Genomic DNA, 18,156 nt, shown 5'->3' with positions numbered 1-18,156 from the left:
CCGGACACGTTCCCGGACTGTTCGTTCGACGTACCGGACGGCATCGTTCGCTCGGTTCCGCTGGAATCCGTTCCCAATCGCCGCGCCCCAACCCGCCCGCCGCACGTCCGACCCGGCCGGACCTAGAAGTTGATGTCCCCCTGTATGTCGCGCGCCTGCACGACCTTGCCGGCCGTCCCGCTGAAGTGGTTGACCACCTGGCCCTGGACCGCTACGACGCCTGTCCTCGCCAGCCTGCGCCACTCGTCGTCGAGGGCGGCGGCGAAGTTCGGGTCCCGGGCCATCACGTCCGCCAACGCTGAGGCGAGCGCGGCGTGCCGCCAACGCTCCTGCGGATGGGTGATCGCGGCGTCGAGCACCGCCGACTCTCGCGTCCCCGATCCGAATCGGCCGCGGACCAGACTGAACAGCGAACCGATCGCGCTCCGGGCACCGACACCGAGCGCCTCCGCACCCTTGGTCGCCAGTGCGGTCGCGACAGCGAGGACGATCTGGTCATCCATGCACGGCCTCCCACGAACCACGACTCACATAGACGCTTCGCATTGCCGTTACCGGTGAGCCTAACGCCAGAGCGCACCCGGCAAGGGGCTCCCGCAGTCGACACAGATCGCTATAATCGCTGCCACTCCCTGCATGTCATTTAAAAAATGCACTTAATGGCACATAAAAGATACGTCCCAAAATATGAAAAGTGCTCGCGCGTGTTGTCGATCATGGGTACGGTGCCTCATGCCCATGATCAGCTGGCTTCAGGTCGCTGTCGACATCGCCCTCTCGTTGCCCGTCCACCTCTTGGAACCGCTCGCCGACTCCGCGCTCACGATGCTCAGTTCCTGCGTGACGGGTTGGGATGACGCCGGGATGTCGACCCAGTGGTTCAAGTGGGTGGCCTTCCCGACGATGATCTAACGCACGGCTCGTCCACCCGTAACGCGTGCGCCGCCGGCGGCCGGCCACCCGAGTCGACCACAGACGGGCGGTGCCGGCACCTGTCGAGGTGCCGGCACCGCCTCGTTCCAGGAGACCGTGTCAGGGCCGCAGGGCATCCTCCGCGGCGGTCCAGGTCGACTCGTCCCCGACGTCGGCGACCGTGATCCCCCTGGCGATCTTCTCCAGCTCGGCCCGCCGCAGCTTGTTGTCGGAGCCCGTGGCGCTGACCTGGAGGACGACCTTGCCGTCGGCGCTCCAGATGTTGCAGAAGTCCCCGACCGACAGGCCGGCCTCCCGGACACGACGGCGGTCCACCTCGTAGCACTTCGTCGCGCCCGGCTCCGGCGACTGGTTCGCGCTGGTGCTCGGTGTGAGGAAGATGTGGAACCCGTCGGTGATGACGCCCCTGGTCGCGTCGTAGGGCGCGGTCAGACCGGCGGTGGGCAGGGCCGGCCGGGTGTACGTGGCGCCGCCGTAGTCACCTTCGCGGGCCGTGGCGACCCCGACGAGACCGGGCATGGCGTGGGTGCCGGTCTGGAGCGGCAGGTAGCCGTCCGGCACATAGCCGACCGTGAGCGGCACCAGGGCCGGCTTCGGACGGCTGGGTTTCAGGCCCTGGACCAGGCCACCCAGGTCCTCGAAGCTCGGCGTGGCCGCGTCGCCGGAGAACGAGGTGACCGCCGCCCAGGCGTTGTCGGCGTACTCCCAGGCGAACAGCTTGTTGCGCTCGTCCACCGGCTTGCTCGGGTCGAGGTCGACCGGCAGCGTAGCCCGCACGGCCCGGTGCCCGGCCACGGTGATGTTCGTGCCGCCGGAGACCCCGGCGGGGTCGAAGACGCCCGGCCGGTAGACGGTCAGGTACGCCCACAGCGACGGCTTCCCCCCGGCCTTCTTCTTCCGCTCGACGATGTTGCCCTGCGCCTCGGCCTCCTCCGCCGTCTGGGGCTTGTCGTTGGAGGTGTGCTTGTCGGAGTAGACGGAGGCGATCTGGTAGCCGGTGGACGTGACGATCGGGTCCTGCACGTGCAGCGTGCCAGCGTCGTACCCGCGGAAGGTGAAGGCGAACGGCGCGGCGTCGGGCCAGCCGGCGTCGACGGCCCTCGGCGGTGCCGCGCCGGCCGGGGCCGGCGTGGCCGAGGTGTCCCGCTCGCCGACCAGGGCCGGCAACAGGAACGCGCCGGTGACCGCGACCACGACGAGCCCGGCCGCGCCGGCCGACGCGAACCCGGCGCGGCGACGCCGCTGCGCCCGCCGCCCGGCCGCGACGATGTCGTCGGCGGTACGGGCCATCGGCGGCTCGCCGTCCGTCACGGCGTCCACGAACTCACGCAACTGCATTTATCCACTCCTCCATCGGCTTCCCGGTGAGATTGACGTGTTCGCCGCCGAGCGACTCGCGCAGCTTCGCCAGGCCCCGGGAGACCTGGCTCTTGGCCGTGCCCACGGTGCAGTCGAGGACGCGGGCCGTGTCCTCCAGGCTCAGGTCCAGGTAGTGCCGGAGCACCACCGCGGCCCGCTGCCGGGCCGGCACGGCGTCGAGCGCCGCCCGTAGGCGCATCCGCTCGTCGGTCCCGCCGGCCGGGTCCCGGAGCGCGACGTCGGGCATGGCGTCGCCGGCCGACCGCTCACGCCGCCAGGGGCGGCGGGTCTCGTCGACCGCGGCCCGATAGACCATGGTCTTGACGTACAGATCGGGCCGTTCCAGCTTCCGCCACCGCGGATAGAGCTTGACCAGCGCGTTGGCCACGGCGTCCTCCGCCGTGTGCCAGTCGCCGCAGGTCATGTACGCCAGCTTCCGCAGCGACGCCATCTGTGACGTCACGAACTCGCGGAATGCTTGCTCGTCTTCGGCTCTCACGTCGCCTGCCTCCTCGTGACGGAGGTAGAACGGAGGCGGCCCGCCGGAAAGTTGCACCGGGTGCGGAAATTTTGTCGCCGCTTCGCGCTACTCGGCCGGCTCCCTGCGGGCCGGGCCGGCGATCGAGTAGGCGACCAGCCCACCGACGGCGAACACCGCCGCCGTCAGCGCGGCGACCCGGCTGCCGGGTGGCTGGCCCTGCCACGTCGCGGCCGCTCCCCAGGTGCCGCCCTGCGGGTAGAGGGCCGCGACGGTGGTCCAGGCCAGCGGCAGGAACCACGACCGGGCGGTGCCGAACACCGTCGCACCGAGCGCGGTCAACCCGAGCAGGCCGGCGGCGTCGCGGGCCACCAGGGCGGCGGGTCCGAACCGGGCGCCGGTGTGCCGAGTGGCGAGCAGCGCCGCCAGGACGACCAGGAAAGCGGCGAGCAGATGCGCCGCGCGCCGCCAGGGCCAACGCATCGACGCGGTCCGGTCCAGGTTCTCGTCCGGGCCGCCGAGGGTGGACGCGAGCGCCGCGACCATCAGCACGACGGTCATGACGACGGTCATTGCGCTGGCGTCCCGCTCCTCGGCGAACGCCAGCCACAGCGCCCAGACCACGGCCACGCCGCCGATGGCCGCGGCCAGGGCCAGGGGTACGCGCCGGGAACGCAGGTACAGCAGCGTCCCGGTCACCCGGCCCTCCCGGAGAGCAGTCCGGCGGGGTCCTGGCAGGTGCGGAGCGCGTCGCGGACGGCCGTGACCCGGGCCAGCGCCTCGCCGTCGGGCAGCTCACGCAGCCCGCGCCACAGGGTGACCGCCTCGGGGTTGATCCCGGGATCCTCCTCGACCAGACCGGGCACCAGCCCGACGTCGGACCGCGGCTCGCGACCCAGGAGCCAGGCGGCTGCCGCGCGTTCGACCACGTCGTTGCGGTTACGGCACTGCCCGTCGTACCCGACTCCCAGCCCCCTGACGACCTCCGGCGCCACGGCGGCCGGGTGGGCGAGCCCGCCACGCTTGTCGATCCGGACCTCGATCGTGACGACGCCGTTCCGGGGGGCGGGCCAGTCCCCGTCGTGGGAGATCACCCGGGTGTCCTCGTGCACGGCGGTCGGGGCGTCCGGCAGTTTCGCCAACGTCGTCAGGCCCTCCCGGGCCAGCGGGGCAAGCGTGTCGAGCACCTGGGCGTGGACCCGGCTGACGCAGACCGTCGGGGTGTCGTCGGTGCAGACCAGTTCCCGCGCGACCGGGTCGACCGACCAGTTGAGCACGTCCGGGTCACGGGGGACGACCGCGGTCGCCGTCACCAGCCCGAGTGCCAGCGGCACCACCGCCGCGGTCCGGGTACGCCAGCCGCCGGCGAGGAACAGCAGCAGGCCGGCGCCGGCGAGCCCGGTCAGCCAGATCGCGAGCGCGCCGCTGACCCGGTTGTCGATCGTCTGGTAGTCGTTGAACTGGCTCGAGCCGTGGACCGGGGAGATCACCGCGGCCAGCCGGTCGGGCGGCCCGATGGCGGTGAAGAAGACGACGAGCACCCCGGCCACCCCCAGTGCCGGGGCGGTCACCAGGGCGGGCAGCATCCGCCCGATCCCCAGCCCGAGCCACCCCGCCGCGATCAGGGACAGCGCGCCCACCCCGGTGACCACGGTGAAGGTCAGCAGCGGCCGGTACGGGGCGGTGGTGACGATCCCGGCGAGGCCCGCGGCGGTCACCAGCAGGTAGGCGAGCGCGAGGGTGAGGGCCGTCGCGCCGAGCACCGGCAGCATCCGCGCGGCGCGTGGTCGGGCGGTGGTGGCGAACAGCTCGCCGACCTTCGCCCGGTGCTCCCGGCGGCCCTGCCACGCGCCGGCGGCGAGGGCCAGCGGCCACATCAGGAGCAGGTATTCCCTGGTGGTCATGGCCAGTGCCATCCAGCCGGAAGACCACCTGCCGGGTGTCGTGTAGAGCGCGCCGATCCCGACCACCATCGTGATCAGCGCGGCGCCGAGCGCGGCGGACCGGCGCAGTTCCAGGCTGAGAATGTTCATCGTCCCGCCTCCGCGCGGTGCCGGCGCAGGAGCGCGGAGTAGCCCCGCTCGGCCGGGCTGTCGCCGGCGTGGCCCTGGTCGCCCTGCGCGCTCAACGCCTCGGGCGTGCCCTGCCACACCAGCCGGCCCTCGTGGACCAGGACGACGTCGGCGCACGCCGCCACCACATCCTCGACCAGGTGGGTGGAGACCAGTACGCAGCTGTCGGTGCCGAGGTCACGCAGCAGCTCGCGGAAGTCGAGGCGCTGTTCCGGGTCGAGGCCGACGGTCGGCTCGTCGAGCAGCAGGAGCCGGGGGTCGTTGACGATGGCCTGGGCGATGCCGGCCCGGCGCAGCATGCCACCGGAGAGCGTCTTCAGCCGGGCGTCGGCCTTGGCGGTCAGCCCGACCCGGTCGATGGCCCGCTGCACCGCCGCCGGGACACCGGCCTTCGGCATCTCCTTGAGCCAGGCCAGGTAGCCGACGAACTCGCGCACGGTGAACCGCGGGTAGTAGCCGAAGTGCTGCGGCAGGTAGCCCAGGGTGCGGCGGACCTGGCGCAGGTCGGAGCGGCCGTCGACCGGGTGCCCGAGCAGCGTCAGCCGGCCACCGGCCGGGGCAAGGACGGTCGCCAGGGCGCGCATCAGCGTGGTCTTTCCGGCGCCGTTCGGGCCGAGGAGGCCGTGCACGCCGGTGGGCAGGGCCAGATCGAGGCCGTTGACGGCCAGGTGCCGTCCGGCCCGGACCCGTAGCCCTTCCGCGTGGATCGCCCAGGGATGGGTGGTGGCGGTCGTCTCGACCGCGCTCACGGCGCGCATCGTCATGATCTCCTTCAGGGATCGCGATCTCGGGTGGTCAGTCGTGGTGGGCGAGTCGCCGGAATCCGTTGACCCGAAGCAGCGCCAGTACGGTCAGCAGTGCCGTGGCCAGTGCCCAGGCGCGCACGCTCCCCGCCGCCAGCACCACGGGCATCCGGGCGGCGGCCAGGCTGGGCGCGATCACCACGACCGTCCAGGCCGCCATCAGGCCGATCGCGGCCCGGCGTACCCCGACGAGCGTGCCCAGCAGCAACGCGGCAGCGGCGAACGCCAGGCCGGGCAGCAGCATCAGGGCCAACGACACCCCGGCGCCGGCGCCGACCAGGGCGAGCGCGGGCACGACGAAGGCCAACACGGCAGCCGTACGCCGCAGCAGCATCGTCAGGCCGGCGGCGGGCGTGGCGGCGATCAGCTCCCAGGCCGGGTCGGCCCGACGGTTCCAGGCGACCGCCACGCCCGGCAGTGGAGCCAGCGGCGCGATCAGCAGCACCAGCGCGGGCAGCCCGGTCCACAACACGCCGAGCAGCGCGGCGCAGGCCAGCGCCACTGCGGTCACGGCCAGCCACGGCAGGAGCGTGCCGACGAACCAGCGGTGCCGCAGCACCGGCCAGGACCAGCCGCGCGCGGCGGGGGCCGGCGGTGTCGCGATCTCCCGGTCCAGGATCGTCGCCACCCGCTCGATCACGGCCCGGCTGTCCGCGGTGGTGCTGCCGGCGAGCCGGGCCCGGCAGTCGGCGCAGTCCTCCAGGTGCACCTCGATCGCCCAGACGCTCGGCTCGTCGAGGCCGGGATCGCCGGCGGCGTAGCGGTCGATCTGGGTGAGGCTGGGATGGGTGGTCATGACAGCGCCTCCCGTAGGGCGATCCGGGCTCGGCGTACGCGGGACTTGACGGTGTTCTCCGGCACGCCCAGCAGCACCGACGCCTCGCGCGGCGAGAGACCGTCGAGGACCGTGGCCCGCAGGGCGGCCCGGACCTCGGGCGGCAGCACGAGCAGCGCCTGCTCCAACTCCTGGCCGATCCGGGCCGCCATCACCTCGTCCTCGGCCGCCGGTGACGTGCTCGGCATCAGCGGCACCGGTGGCACCTGCGCCCGGCGCGCCCGCCGGCGGAACGCGTCGACCAGGCGGTGGGCGGCGATGGTCCACAGCCAGCCCACCGCGCTGCCCTGCGCCCCGCCGCTGCCCCTGGCCTGTGCCCCGGCGAAGCTGCCCGCCGCCCGCCAGACCGCGAGGTAGGTGTCCTGGAGCACCTCGGCGACCACGTCGGGGTCCGTGCACCGGCGCCGCAGCCGCACCTCCAGCCAGGGCGCGGTACGCCGGTAGAGCTCGTCGAAGGCCCGCCGATCTCCACGGGCCACGCGTCGTACGAGTTCGCCCTCGTCGGCCGCGTCCATGCCGGTTCTCACACCAGGTCAGACGACGGGACCGTTGCCCAAAGGTCCCGCTCGAATGTGACGGCCATCACTTCGGCGGGCTCGCCCGGCGGCGAGCGCCGGGCGGCCAGACCACAGTGACCGGGATGCCCAGTTGCCGGGCCCAGCCGACGGTCCGGTCGGTGGACGCCCCGTGGCAGCCGGCCTCGCCGTCCCAGACCGCCACCAACCGCTGCACCCGGCGCAGCAGGTCCCGGTTTGCGGCGGCGTACGCCGGGGTGCCCGAGTGGGCGTGGCCGGTGTGGAACACGTGCGCCGCGCGTCCGAGCAGGTCGTCGAAGTCCGCGCGCTTCTCCGGCGGGATCGTCGCGTCCCGGTAGTCGAGGGCCGGCAGGACCACGTCATAGGTGCCGCCGCCGGCGAGCACGGCCCGGGTGAAGAGTTGGTCGGCGCCGGGCGCCAGGCAGGTGACGCCGTGCACCGGCCGGGCGCTGATCCGGCGCAGCTCGACCCGGAGCGCGTCGGCGACGAGCCGCTCGGTGGCGGCGGTCAGGTGGATGTGCCCGGTGACGCCGACCCGCACCGGTGGGCGGCCGGAGGTCACCGGCCGGGGCCCCGGGACTGGGTGGGCACGGTGGCGCTCAGCCGGATCAGCTCGAACCCGCTGTCGGAGAGCACGTCGGGCAGGGCGCGGATCTCCTGGCGGTTCTTCTCCTGCACGTCGGGGGTCAACTCGTCCCAGGGCCGCAGCGCGGGGTGCCGCCGTCGGGTGTCGTCACGGGGCTCACCGTACGCCCAGCCCTCGCCCGCGCGTTCCCGGCACCAGCGTTCGTGCTCCAGCCTGGCCAGGACGTCGATCCGGTCCTCGATGGCCTGCTCGGCGGACGCGTCACCGGCGCCGCCGCGCCGGGGCGCCACGACGCAGCCGAGGTTCAGCAGCTTGGCGGCGATGTCCTGGACGTGGGCGCGGTTGGCCCGCCGCAGGGACTCGGGCAGGCGGGCCCAGTCCACCATGGCGGCGGCCGGACCGGGCCGGGCCCCGGGGCCGCGGTGGGCCCACAGGTAGCGGTCGTGGATCTGCCGGGCCAGCCGTTCGGTGAGGTCCTCGGCGATCAGCCGGGCGTCGCAGGCCCGGGTCAGCACCGGATAGAGGCGGAGTTTGCCGTGCACCTCGTCGAGCAGGTCGTGCCGCGAGTCGCCGTGGAACGCGGCGGCGAGCGCCGCCTGGCGGTAGACGGGCACGAACACCTCGCCGCGCGCCGCCTGCCAGAGGGCGGGGGTGTCCAGGACGAACTGCAGCCCGACCCGCTCGTCCGGCGTGCAGATGTAGATGCGGTCGTAGCCGTCGTCCAGGTGACCCGACCCGGCGAGGCCGTCCAGGTCCAGGTCGTGCGCGACGACGTCGCAGGCGGTGCTCAGGAACGGGTACCGGGAGGCGGCGAGGGCGAGTTCGGTGCCGGCGTCGGAGGCGACGAGGTCGACCCGCAGCGGCGCGGTGGCGGCACCGCGGGTACGCCAGTGTCGGGCGGTCTCCACAAGCAGGGCCCGGCGGAAGGCGCCGCCGCCGGCGATGAGGACGCGGGTCGGCCGGGCCGGCGCGGCGGGCAGGGGGTGGTGTCGGTGCAGGGCGCGGGCGGCGACGTCGTCGACGTGGAAGTAGTCGAGCCGCAGCCGGCTGGACCCGGCGGCGCCGAGGCGTCGGGCCTGGAGGGACAGGCACATCTCCGGATCGCGGACCTGGACGTAGACCCGGGGCGGCTGGCGGCGGTCCTGGATCAGCCGGCTGGCCGTGTTCGCGACGGCGTGGTTGCGGTCGTCGTCGTCGGTGCAGGCGTAGATGGTGTTCGCGCGGGGCAGGCCGGCGCCGCGGAGCACTTCGGGGCTGGTGGGGTCGCCCACCACCCCGAGATATCGACGCTGCCGGTATTCCAGCGGCCCGAAGGGGACGGAGCGCACCACGACCACCCGTTCGCCGTCGGCGAAGAGCCGGTCGGCGAGCATCCGGGCGAACTGGGAGTCGCCGCAGACGAGGACGTGCTCGCGCGCCCGCCGGGCGCGGATGCGACGGATCTCGGCGGCCAGGAGCAGGCGACCGGCCTCGGCGACCGCGAGCAGCGTGAACAGCGGGGCGACGAAGCGGGCGACCTGGAGCTGCCACGGGTAGGGACCGGCCTCCTGGAAGGGCTCCGCGCCGAGAACGAACAGTTGCAGGTCGTAATAGATCACGTCGGTCAGGTCATGTGCGGTTTCCGGCCGGTCCAGCAGCAGCCGTTCGAAGCCGAGATAGCCGAGGACGAAGGCGACGACGCCGACCACCGCGAACACCGCGCGCAGCCACCAGCCGGTGGGGCGGGACGAGCCCGCACCGGGCTCGGTCATCGCACGGCTCTCGGGTCGGGCGGGCGGCGGCGGATCACGAATCGGCGTCGCGGCCACCCGGTTGCCACCATGGGCCTTATCGTATTGGACAAAGTCGATCGGGCCGGTGTTCACCGCACCTGCCCGAACGGCTCTTTTCGCAGGTGAACCCGAACCGGCGGGCGGCGAGGGTCCGCTGCGGTGGCTACGGACGGCTACCATTCGAAGACGGGCCGGAGGTGGCACACGCGCGGAGCCGGCCTCCGGTACGGGAATGTCTGGCGCCCAGACCGGAGCTACCGGAGGATCAGGAAGATGGACGCGAACGCAAGTCCACCTGCGGCTGGTGCGGTCAATCCGTTCTCCCCGACGGCCGTCGCCCGGGTCAGCGAGGACGGCGTGGCGGGCCCCACGGTGGTCACGGCGGCCATCCGGGACGCGGTCGGGCACCTGGAAAACTACCTCCGGACGGGTGCGAGCGCGACCGTCGCCGTGCTCGGTGACTACGGCACCGGCAAGACGCATCTGGCGGTCGAGCTGCTGGCCCGTACCCGGGCCGCCGGCGAGCCCGTCAGCGGGGCGATCTATCTCGACGCCCCGGCCGACACGTTCCGGGCGGTGAGCCGGCAGTTCCTGGGCCGGCTGTCCCGGGCGGCCGTCCGCGACCTCGTCGCGCAGCGGCAGGCCACCGACGAGGGTGGGCCGGCGGCCGGTGCGCTCGCCGAGCGGCTACGCGAGGAGTTGGCCGACGTCACCGCGGACCCGTCGTTCGGCATCGTGCTGGCGATGCTGCTGGAGCCAGCCACCGAAGCGGCGGCGTGGGACTGGTTGACCGGCTACCCGCCGGGGCCGGCCCTGGTGGCCGCCGGGGTTACCACGCGCACCGACGTGGAGGCCGCGGCGGTCGAGACGATGGCGGTGCTCGCGGTGCTGCACGCGCGGCGGCGAAGACGGTTCGTCCTCGTCCTCGACGAGTTGCACAACCTCCTGGCGGGTCGGCCCGACGACGAGGCGACGGCCCGGATGGCGGCGCTGATCAGCGCCTTCGCGTCGTCCGGGGCGCTGCTCGTGCTCTCCGGGCTGCCCGACCTGCTGCACCTGCTCACCCCCGAGGTGCGGCAGCGGATCGGGCCGATCGTGCGGATGTCGGCGCTCAGCGTCACCGATGTCGAGGAGTTCATCCGGCGGAGCCAGGCACGCACGTTCGGGCAGGCCCGCCTCGCGCCGTTCACCCCCGAGACGGTGGACTACCTGACGAACCTGGCCGACGGGGTGCCGCGCCGGGTGATCCGGCTCTGCTACGACCTCCACCAGCGGGCGACGCAGGCGGGCACGCCGGTCACCCATGTCATGGTCCGGGAGGCGGTACGGGTCCAGTTCGACCTGGCCAGCCGGCAGGACGTGGCCGCCACCGTGCGACGGGTGCTGACCCAGGACGGCTGGTCGTACCAGCGGGACCATCTGCTCGGATCGGTGCGGGACCTGCCTGTCGACTTCTGGATCCCGCTGGACGAGCAGGACGCCGGGTGCGGGGTGCTGCTGTCCGAGTCGATCCTCAAGGCCGAGGAGGTCGACGAGCTGCACCGGCGGGTGGTGGCCATCCGCGCCCGGGTGCCCGACAGCGAGGCGATCCTGGTCGTGGTCGGGCACCTGCCCGCCGAGTTGGCGGCGGAACTCGCCGCGACGTTCAGCGTGGAGCCGATCGTCTACGACCCGCAGACGTTCGCCGAGGACCTCTCGGGCAGCGTCAAGGCGTCGATGCGCCGGCTGGAACAGGTGGTCGGTGCGGACGCGCTGACGTCGGTGCGGCAGCGGGTCGAGCGCATCCACCGGCAGCAGAGCAACACCCAGCGCTCCATCGAGCGGCTGTCGTACCAGCTGGACGAGCTGCGGGGCGAGCTGGGCGGGCCACGGGTGGTCGTGGGCGGGGTCGCCCCGGGTCCGGTGGCCGTGGGCGGGCCGGAGCTGCCCGGCCGGGTGGCCCAGGTGTTCGTGGAGGCGGTGGGGGCGCTGGATCAGCTCACCGGCGTCGACCGGCAGCTCAACGACGCCTTCGCGCCGCGGCGCGGCGCGACCGCGGATGAGGGCGGGGCGTCGCTTCGGGCCCGGCTGCGGTCCCGGGACGTGCAACGGGCGTTGGGCACGTCGATGATGCTGCGTCGGCTGGTCGAGGCGTTCCGCGACGGGGTCGCGCAATGGTACGACAGCCACCGACGGGATCCGCAGGCGACGGATCCGGAGCGGTTGGACCGGCTCTGCGAGACCTACGACGGGCTCGCCGAGTTCCTGCCGTTGTTCCAGTTGGACGTGCTGGGCGACCTGGGCGAGTCCGACGGCGCGGTGGAGCCGCCGGACCGGTCACGCAGATGGTCGGAGGCGCGGTCGCTGTTCGACGGGCTGAGCGGGCGGGTCCGGCAGCTGATGGTGGCGCGCTGACGGCCCGCTTCCGTCACCGTTCCGGTTCGAGCGAGCCGGCGGCCGGGTCCGCCCGCATCCGGGGCAGCGCGACCGGGTCGGTGGGTGCCGGCTCCTCGGTGTCACCGGCGGGTCGGGCGCGGTCGAGCACCGCGGTGGCGAGGGCGTGCACCACGTTGATCACGACGATGGCGGTGGCGACGACGCCCACCGTGCCCGGGAAGTTGCGCTCCAGCACGAGGGCGAGGATCACCGCGGTCAGCCCGTTCTGCTGCCCCCAGGCCAGATACCGCCGGTCGGCGCTCGGCAGGTTGCGGGACAGCGGCAGCGACACGAGCATGTGCGCGGCCACCGCGGCGAGGCCGAGCACCACCCCTTCGACCAGGTGGACTCCCCGCACGAGCAGCATGCCGAGCAGGAACGTGGCGACGAGGTAGGCGGCCTCGGTGGACCGGCCGACCACGGGGCCCAGGCGCGGCCGGAAGAAGAGCCCGGCCAGCGCAAGGCCGAGCATGAGGAACTGCCCGGCGGCGACGAGCACGAGCACGATCAGCACGCCGACCGCGGTCCACCGCAGCACGGCAAGGCGGCGTGCGCTCACCGGCGCGCCCGGGCGGAGGCCGGCGGCCAGCAGGAGACGCCACAGCAGCCAGGCGACGGCGGCGAACGCCAGGTTGAGGGCGAAGCCGAGAACGAGGTCGAGCGGATCGTTGCCGAGCATGCCCGGTGCGGTGGTGGCCACGTCGCCGCGCAACTCCAGCGCGACCGCGGAGAAATAGATCGTGAGCAGCACCGTCACCGGATCGTCGAAGGACGCCCAGACGGACAGGATGGCGCGGGCGCGGGGGGACGTCCGGTCCGGGCGGCTCATGGCGGCCACGGCGAGCGGGTCGATCTGCGCGACGGCCACGCCCAGCACCAGCACCGTCGGATCGCGGAAGGCGAGGTACATCACGGCGGCGATGAGGGCCGCCTTGAGGACCACCCCGACGGTGACGGCGAGCAGCACGGTGGACAGGTGCGCGCGTACGTCGGCGAGGCTGAGGTCGCGGGTGCTGCCGATCAGCCCGACACCCAGCAGGACCGCCGCGAGCAGCAGGTAGGTCGGCGACTCTTCCAGCCCGCGGACGTGCCCGGCCCAGGCCAGCAGCAGGCCGGACAATCCGGCGGCCACCACGGCCGCCGATCGCGCCAGAGGTTTCACAACCGTCCTCCGGGCGGGTACGACGCCGAGTGGTCCATCGGGAGCTTATCGGCCGGACGGTCCGGCGGCGGGTTCGACGAGCCGGCGCGCCGCCGTCCACAACGCGTGATCGGCCTGGCTGACCCTGTCCTGGTCGAGGGTGACGCCGAACAGGTAGTCGCCCGTGGTGAGGCGGCTGTAGTAGACGGCGCCCATCTCCACGTCGAGCACCAGGCGCGCGACGTCACCGTCGACGGCCCGGCGCAGATCCCGGCTGATCTGCAGCACCAGGAGGGACAGGTCGGCTGCGAGCCGCTGGTAGCGGCTGCGCCGGTCGGCGACGGTGACGCCCCGGTTGAAGAACGGCGCCAGTTCGGGGTGCGCCAGGATGTCGGCGCTGGCCACCTGTTCTCCCGCCCGGTGGTGGCTGAGGTAGTGCAGCCCTTCCGGCCGCAGGGCCGCGGCGAGCACGCCGTCGGGGTCCGCGGACCCGGTCACGCGGGGATGGACAGTGCCGTCGATGGCCTGCTGACCCGGGCGTGTCGTGTCGGTCAGCCAGCCGCCGGGATTCTGGGAGCGTTGCCGCATCAGCCGGCGCAGGTCGGTGGCGAGCCCGGACGCGGCGCGGTCGATCGTCTCGAACTGCGTCGGGTCGGCCGGCATGGCGCCGACGCCGGCCGGGGCGGGCGGCGCGGCGCCGGTCACGGCAGGCGCGGCGCCGAAGCCGACCACGTGCTCGCTGCCGACCACCGAGTTGCAGAAGACGAGGCCGGTGGCGGTCTGCGCGACCAGCCGGATCAGCGCGCCGGTCTGCAACTCCCACAGCCGCCGGTTGAGCTCGGTCGCCCGGTAGACCAGTTGCGCGCCGACCCGACGGTGGTTGTCGCGGTGCTCGGCCAACTCGTCGCCGTCCCGCCCCGGTGCCGGCCCGTGCGCCAGCAGGTCCAGGGCGAAGTCGAGGACGCCGGAGGTGTAGTGCGCCACGTGGTAGATGCCGGAGTCGGCGAGCAGCACCTCCCGGCACAGGTCCCGCTTCTTGCGGAACCCGGGGACGTCCTGCTCGGCGGACTCCTCGTGCAGGGCGGCGCGTGGCTCCGGAACGCTCACCTGGTCACTCCTCAGCTCTCCGGCACGTCGATGTCGGTGTCGGTCAGGGCGGACGGAGTGACGTCGCCGTCGCCGTCGCGTAGGCCGCGGATGGTGGCGGCGTTGGCGGCGGCGTCCAGGCTGCACGGGTGGCTGCGCCCGAGATAGTGCACGCTGTTCAGATGTGCCTCGTCCTGGATGCGCAGGGCCTCGTCCAGGTCGCCCCGCGCCGCCAGGTGGCCGGCCTGGGCGTTGATCGCCGTCAGGGTCCACGGGTGTACGTCACCGAGTCGCGCCCGCAGGGTGCGCAGGCCACGCTCCCCGTCCCGGACGGCCTGGTCGTGCTCGCCGGCGCCGCGCAGGAACAGCCCGACGTCGACCGAGCAGGCGGCGATGAAGGGGTGCCCGGTCTCCAGTTGCCGCTCGTAGCCGCGCAGGCAGCGGATGCCGTTCTCGACGGCGACGCCGAGGTCACCGGCCCGGTAGTAGTCCACGGCCATGCTGAGCAGGCTCGCGCGGGTCAGCGGATGGTCCTCGCCGAGGTGGCTACGGTAGCCGAGGTAGGTCTCCGAGCTGCGGTTCTTGGCGGCGACGGTGGAGCCCAGGCGTCGTTCGGTGACGGCGAGGGTGCGGTTGACCCGCAGCTCCTCGAGCGGGCTGGCGGCCGGCAACTGGTGGATCCGCTCCAGCGCCTCGCGCAGGGTCGCCAGCGACAGGTCGTAGGCGCCGACCTCGCGCTCCAGCGTGCCCACCACGCAGGCCGCCCGCCAGGCCCGGGAGTCCTCCGGCCCCAACAGGGCCATCCGGCGGTCGCGTTCCATCCGGGCCAACCGCAGCGCCTCCCGGGCGTCGCCGGTGAGCAGGAAGGACAGGGCGAGGTTGTTGACCGCCATCCGGGTGTTCGGATGGTCGTCGCCGACGACCTTGCGGAACCCGGCGAAGGTGGCCTGGTCCTCGACGAGGGCGTCCTCGAAACGGCCAAGACCGCGCAGGTCCCCACCTCGGCCGCGACCGGCGACAAGCGTGCGGTAGTGCCGAAGCCCGTAGCGGCGGCGCTGCTCGCTGAGCACCTGCTCGTCGAGGCGCAGGGCGTCGGCGTACTGGCCGAGGGCGCGGTGCAGGTTGGCGGTCTGCACGAGCAGGCGCATGGTCAGTTGGTCGAGCTGACCGTCGGCGGTCCACCGTTCGCACAACGGCCGGACCAGATGCAGCGCCGACTGCCAGATGTCGCTGTCGCTCGTCAGGTAGAGGTAACGGACCTGCTTGACGACCCAGTGGCGGACCAGCCGGTGATCGGACTCCAGCGCGCCGGCCGGGACGAGGTGTCGTTGCAGCTCCTCGAAGACGTCGAGGTAGCGGCGGTCGTCGGCCTCCGGGTCGGTCGGCGCGTACCCGGCGAGGCCGTGCAGCACCTGGTCGTGGCGTTCCTGCCGGAGCGGGTCGGGGATGGCCTCGCGGAGCAGCACCTGGATGGCGCGGTGCATGCGCAGCGCGGCGCCGCGTCCCCAGTCGACGTCGTAGAGGCCGAAGCGCGCGCCGACGGTCAGTACCAGGTCGATCTCGCCGGCGGTGAGCAGCAACTCCTCGGCGTCGACGTCCGCGGCGGCGGCGAGCTGGGTCAGCATCGACGTGGAGCGCAGCAGCGGCAGCCCGATGCCCTCGGGGGAGAGGAACGCGGCGAGTTCGGCCAGGCGCACCGCCAGTGGCCCGAACTCGATGTCGTCGAGGGTGCGCAGCGTGATGTCCAGGACCCGGGCCACGGTGGAGGTGTGCGAACCAGGGATGCGTTCGTCGTCCTCCTGGGCGCTGTGTCGGCGCAGCTCGTCGAGCAGTTCGGTGACGCTGCGGCCCACCGCTTCCAGGTTGGGCAGACCCTCGTCCTCGAAGGCGCGGGTGCGTTCCCGGATCCAGGCGGTGGCCAGTCGCAGGGCCAGCGGCAGGTGTTCCAGCGCGGCGGCGATGGTCCGCGCGTCGTCGGTGCTGACGCCGAGCACCCGGCGCAGCATCGCGATGCTCTCGTCGCCGCTGAAGGCGGCGACCTCAAGCGGTGAGGGCAGGTCCGGGGAGCCGTCGTCCCGGGAGGTGATGAGCACGTGGCCGGTGCCGTCGCGGGGGCGCAGCCGCTGCACCACCTCGGCGTTGTCGGCGTTGTCATAGATCAACAACCATCGGGCGATGCCGCCGCGGGTGGAGAGCGCGGTGAGCGCCGCCTCCGCCGCCCCGGTGCCGTCCACGGCGTTGATCTCGTCGGCCAGCTCAGCGAGGCTGGTCTGGACCGTGTCCCGGTCCTGCGCCGGGATCCACCAGACCACGTCGTAGTCGTAGGCGAACCGGTGGGCGAACTCGCGGGCCAACTCGCTCTTGCCGACGCCGGCGCCGCCGGTGAGCGTCACCGGGCTGCCGTCGACGCCCAAGCGGTCACGCAGCCGTTCCAGGTATTCCTCCCGGCCGACGAAGGACCGGTTGCGGGGCGGCAGGTTGTGCCGCGGCCGGCGGTCCGGCTCGGCCGGGTAGCGTGGCGCGGTGCGCAGGTCGGCGGCGGAGGCGGCGGGGGCGATCAGGCCGAGTCGGCTCAGCAGCAGCGACTGCGCCCGGTCCTGGTCCACGTCGCGCAGGTCGACGACCCGCAGTGGGTCGATCTTCTGGTCGGTCTCGCGGCCGGTGACCAGAACGGCGAGCATCTCGGCGTCGTCGGCCTGCGCGGGCAGGGTGGACAGGGCGGTGCCGACCGCCCGCAGGACGTTCGGGGAGACGACGGCAAGCACGGTGGCGTCGCCCGGGTAGGCGGGCGGGGTGCCGGACCGCAGGGCGCGGGGATGGACGGTGACGCTGGCCCGGCGCAGATGCCCGCAGATCCAGTCCACCCAGGGCCGGTCGGCCGGGTCGTAGAGCACGACGATGTCGTCGGCGCTCTCCGCCCGTTCCAGCAGGACACCCCGGCGGTAGCGGCGCCGGATCCGCTCCGGCACGGCCGCCGCCCGCGTCACCGTGCCCTCGCTGATCCACGCCGTCATCCGTTCGTACGCCGACAGCAGGCTGCCGTCGGCGTCGGGCGGATCGGCAAGCACGGCCAGCACGTCGTCGTAGGTGTCGTAGGTCTGCTCCGGCACCTCGACGATCTCCACCGACCCGCCGGGCGACTGCGCGTCGGACTCGTCGAGCAGGCCGGCGAAGGCGCGGCGGGCGGTGTCGCGTGCCTCGCCGTACGACGGGTGGTTGACGTCGCGCAGGGTCGGCGCGGCGAGGATCCGGATGCCGCCGGCGGCCTGCCGGCGCAACTCCACGGCGAGCTCGGCGGCCTGGTGCATGGCGGGCCGCCGGGGCGGCATGCTGACCACCGCGATGTCGCTGAGCGCCGCGGCGTGGGTGATGCCGGGCAGGGTGAGGTCCACCGGGGTGTCGATGAGGACGTAGTCGTAGTCGGTCTGTCGCAGCAGTTGCCGGAGCCGCACCGGGTCGCCGTCGGGACGGGTCACCGCGTCCGCGCCGACGCCGACCATCGCGAAACCGAAACTCGATCCGGGCATCGCATAGTGGTAGAGCGTGCCCTGGTGCGGCGCGGCGGGGGCGTTCAACGCGAGGGCACGGTGCGACGGCCCGTCCGGGTGCGGGCTGATCAGCGTCGCCAGCTCGGGGCCGAGGGCGGTGGCGGCCGACGCGGCGTCCACCTGGAACGAGCGCAGGTAGTCGTAGACCCGCGGGGTCCGGGCGCACCAGTCCACCGCCAGGACACGCTTTCCGTTACCGGCGAGGATCCAGGCGATGTTGGCCACCGCGCTGCTGCGCCCGGTGCCGCTGGCGGGCGAGACGAAGGACACGATGGTCCCGGCGACGCCGGGGGTGTCGTCAGTCGCGGCCATCGAGTGCGCTCTCGAAGCCCGCGTACTGGTCGCCCGGGTCCGCGCTGCGGCGTTCCAGGCGATGCAGCGCGGCCACGAGCACCGCGCTGGGCACCGCGTCGAGCGCGGTCAGATCCACCTCAGTGAGATCGATGAGATCGGAACGCAACATGTCCCCCTCCGCGTCCATCCCCCGATCACCGCCTGTCTTCGCATGTGGCTCCGGGTGGTGTCACCACGGATTCGGATATCGACCGGTGGCCAGATCCGCTGCGTAGGTTCATGATAACGGTGCGCTGCA

At 73.2% G+C, this 18,156-nt stretch carries 16 protein-coding genes; 2 read left to right on the top strand and 14 right to left on the bottom strand.

The window, feature by feature from the left end; genetic code table 11:
- Window positions 1–122 precede the first annotated feature (122 nt).
- Window positions 123–503, bottom strand: coding sequence for a hypothetical protein (locus tag O7613_RS28870; protein ID WP_281585191.1), 381 nt, complete (start codon window positions 501–503; stop codon window positions 123–125).
- A gap of 235 nt (window positions 504–738) precedes the next feature.
- Here O7613_RS28870 and O7613_RS28865 point away from each other — a divergent pair, with 235 nt between their 5' ends.
- Window positions 739–912, top strand: a complete 174-nt coding sequence (locus tag O7613_RS28865) for a hypothetical protein (protein WP_282291017.1) — start codon at window positions 739–741, stop codon at window positions 910–912.
- A 120-nt stretch (window positions 913–1,032) separates the two neighbouring features.
- On the opposite strand, the gene O7613_RS28860 is transcribed toward O7613_RS28865, so the two are convergent.
- The 9 genes from O7613_RS28860 to O7613_RS28820 all read right to left on the bottom strand — a co-directional run bounded on the left by O7613_RS28860 (window position 1,033) and on the right by O7613_RS28820 (window position 9,353).
- Window positions 1,033–2,271, bottom strand: a complete 1,239-nt coding sequence (locus tag O7613_RS28860; RefSeq protein ID WP_282291015.1) for a hypothetical protein — start codon at window positions 2,269–2,271, stop codon at window positions 1,033–1,035.
- Window positions 2,258–2,791 (bottom strand): SigE family RNA polymerase sigma factor, encoded by a 534-nt coding sequence (locus tag O7613_RS28855; RefSeq protein WP_282291013.1) that lies wholly within the window; start codon window positions 2,789–2,791, stop codon window positions 2,258–2,260. The genes O7613_RS28860 and O7613_RS28855 overlap by 14 nt, the downstream gene beginning before the upstream one ends.
- Before the next feature lie 87 nt (window positions 2,792–2,878).
- The gene (locus tag O7613_RS28850; protein WP_282291011.1) at window positions 2,879–3,469 is read right to left on the bottom strand and encodes a hypothetical protein; all 591 of its coding nucleotides are present in this window, start codon (window positions 3,467–3,469) and stop codon (window positions 2,879–2,881) included.
- Entirely contained in the window at window positions 3,466–4,803 is a 1,338-nt protein-coding gene (locus tag O7613_RS28845; protein ID WP_281585195.1) for a hypothetical protein, read from the bottom strand. Before O7613_RS28845 ends, O7613_RS28850 begins: the two co-directional genes overlap by 4 nt.
- Window positions 4,800–5,600, bottom strand: a complete 801-nt coding sequence (locus O7613_RS28840) for an ABC transporter ATP-binding protein (RefSeq protein WP_281590526.1) — start codon at window positions 5,598–5,600, stop codon at window positions 4,800–4,802. Before O7613_RS28840 ends, O7613_RS28845 begins: the two co-directional genes overlap by 4 nt.
- A gap of 37 nt (window positions 5,601–5,637) precedes the next feature.
- Window positions 5,638–6,441, bottom strand: coding sequence for a hypothetical protein (locus O7613_RS28835; RefSeq protein WP_282291010.1), 804 nt, complete (start codon window positions 6,439–6,441; stop codon window positions 5,638–5,640).
- Entirely contained in the window at window positions 6,438–6,995 is a 558-nt protein-coding gene (locus tag O7613_RS28830) for a sigma-70 family RNA polymerase sigma factor (RefSeq protein ID WP_281585197.1), read from the bottom strand. The genes O7613_RS28835 and O7613_RS28830 overlap by 4 nt, the downstream gene beginning before the upstream one ends.
- Before the next feature lie 67 nt (window positions 6,996–7,062).
- Window positions 7,063–7,578, bottom strand: a complete 516-nt coding sequence (locus O7613_RS28825) for a hypothetical protein (protein ID WP_281585198.1) — start codon at window positions 7,576–7,578, stop codon at window positions 7,063–7,065.
- Window positions 7,575–9,353: a RyR domain-containing protein gene (locus O7613_RS28820; RefSeq protein WP_282291009.1), complete on the bottom strand. Its 1,779-nt coding sequence runs from the start codon at window positions 9,351–9,353 to the stop codon at window positions 7,575–7,577. The genes O7613_RS28825 and O7613_RS28820 overlap by 4 nt, the downstream gene beginning before the upstream one ends.
- A gap of 294 nt (window positions 9,354–9,647) precedes the next feature.
- On the opposite strand from O7613_RS28820, the gene O7613_RS28815 reads away from it, so the two are divergent.
- Window positions 9,648–11,768: an AAA family ATPase gene (locus O7613_RS28815; protein WP_282291008.1), complete on the top strand. Its 2,121-nt coding sequence runs from the start codon at window positions 9,648–9,650 to the stop codon at window positions 11,766–11,768.
- A gap of 13 nt (window positions 11,769–11,781) precedes the next feature.
- Here the strand turns inward: O7613_RS28815 and O7613_RS28810 are convergent, their stop codons facing one another.
- Genes O7613_RS28810 through fxsA form a run of 4 tightly spaced genes read right to left on the bottom strand, consistent with a single transcriptional unit; the run spans window position 11,782 to window position 18,027 of the window.
- Window positions 11,782–12,951: a hypothetical protein gene (locus O7613_RS28810; RefSeq protein WP_282291007.1), complete on the bottom strand. Its 1,170-nt coding sequence runs from the start codon at window positions 12,949–12,951 to the stop codon at window positions 11,782–11,784.
- A 45-nt stretch (window positions 12,952–12,996) separates the two neighbouring features.
- On the bottom strand, window positions 12,997–14,037 hold the full coding sequence (locus O7613_RS28805) for a hypothetical protein (RefSeq protein WP_281585202.1): 1,041 nt from the start codon (window positions 14,035–14,037) through the stop codon (window positions 12,997–12,999).
- A gap of 11 nt (window positions 14,038–14,048) precedes the next feature.
- Complete coding sequence (gene fxsT, locus O7613_RS28800; RefSeq protein ID WP_282291006.1) at window positions 14,049–17,876, bottom strand: FxSxx-COOH system tetratricopeptide repeat protein; 3,828 nt, start codon at window positions 17,874–17,876, stop codon at window positions 14,049–14,051.
- Window positions 17,863–18,027 (bottom strand): FxSxx-COOH cyclophane-containing RiPP peptide, encoded by a 165-nt coding sequence (fxsA, locus tag O7613_RS28795; RefSeq protein WP_281585204.1) that lies wholly within the window; start codon window positions 18,025–18,027, stop codon window positions 17,863–17,865. The genes fxsT and fxsA overlap by 14 nt, the downstream gene beginning before the upstream one ends.
- Window positions 18,028–18,156 lie beyond the last annotated feature (129 nt).

Origin of the sequence: Micromonospora sp. WMMD975 (assembly GCF_029581215.1) — a bacterium.
Taxonomy (GTDB): Bacteria; Actinomycetota; Actinomycetes; order Mycobacteriales; family Micromonosporaceae; genus Micromonospora.
This window is presented reverse-complemented; position numbering and strand designations above follow the sequence as displayed.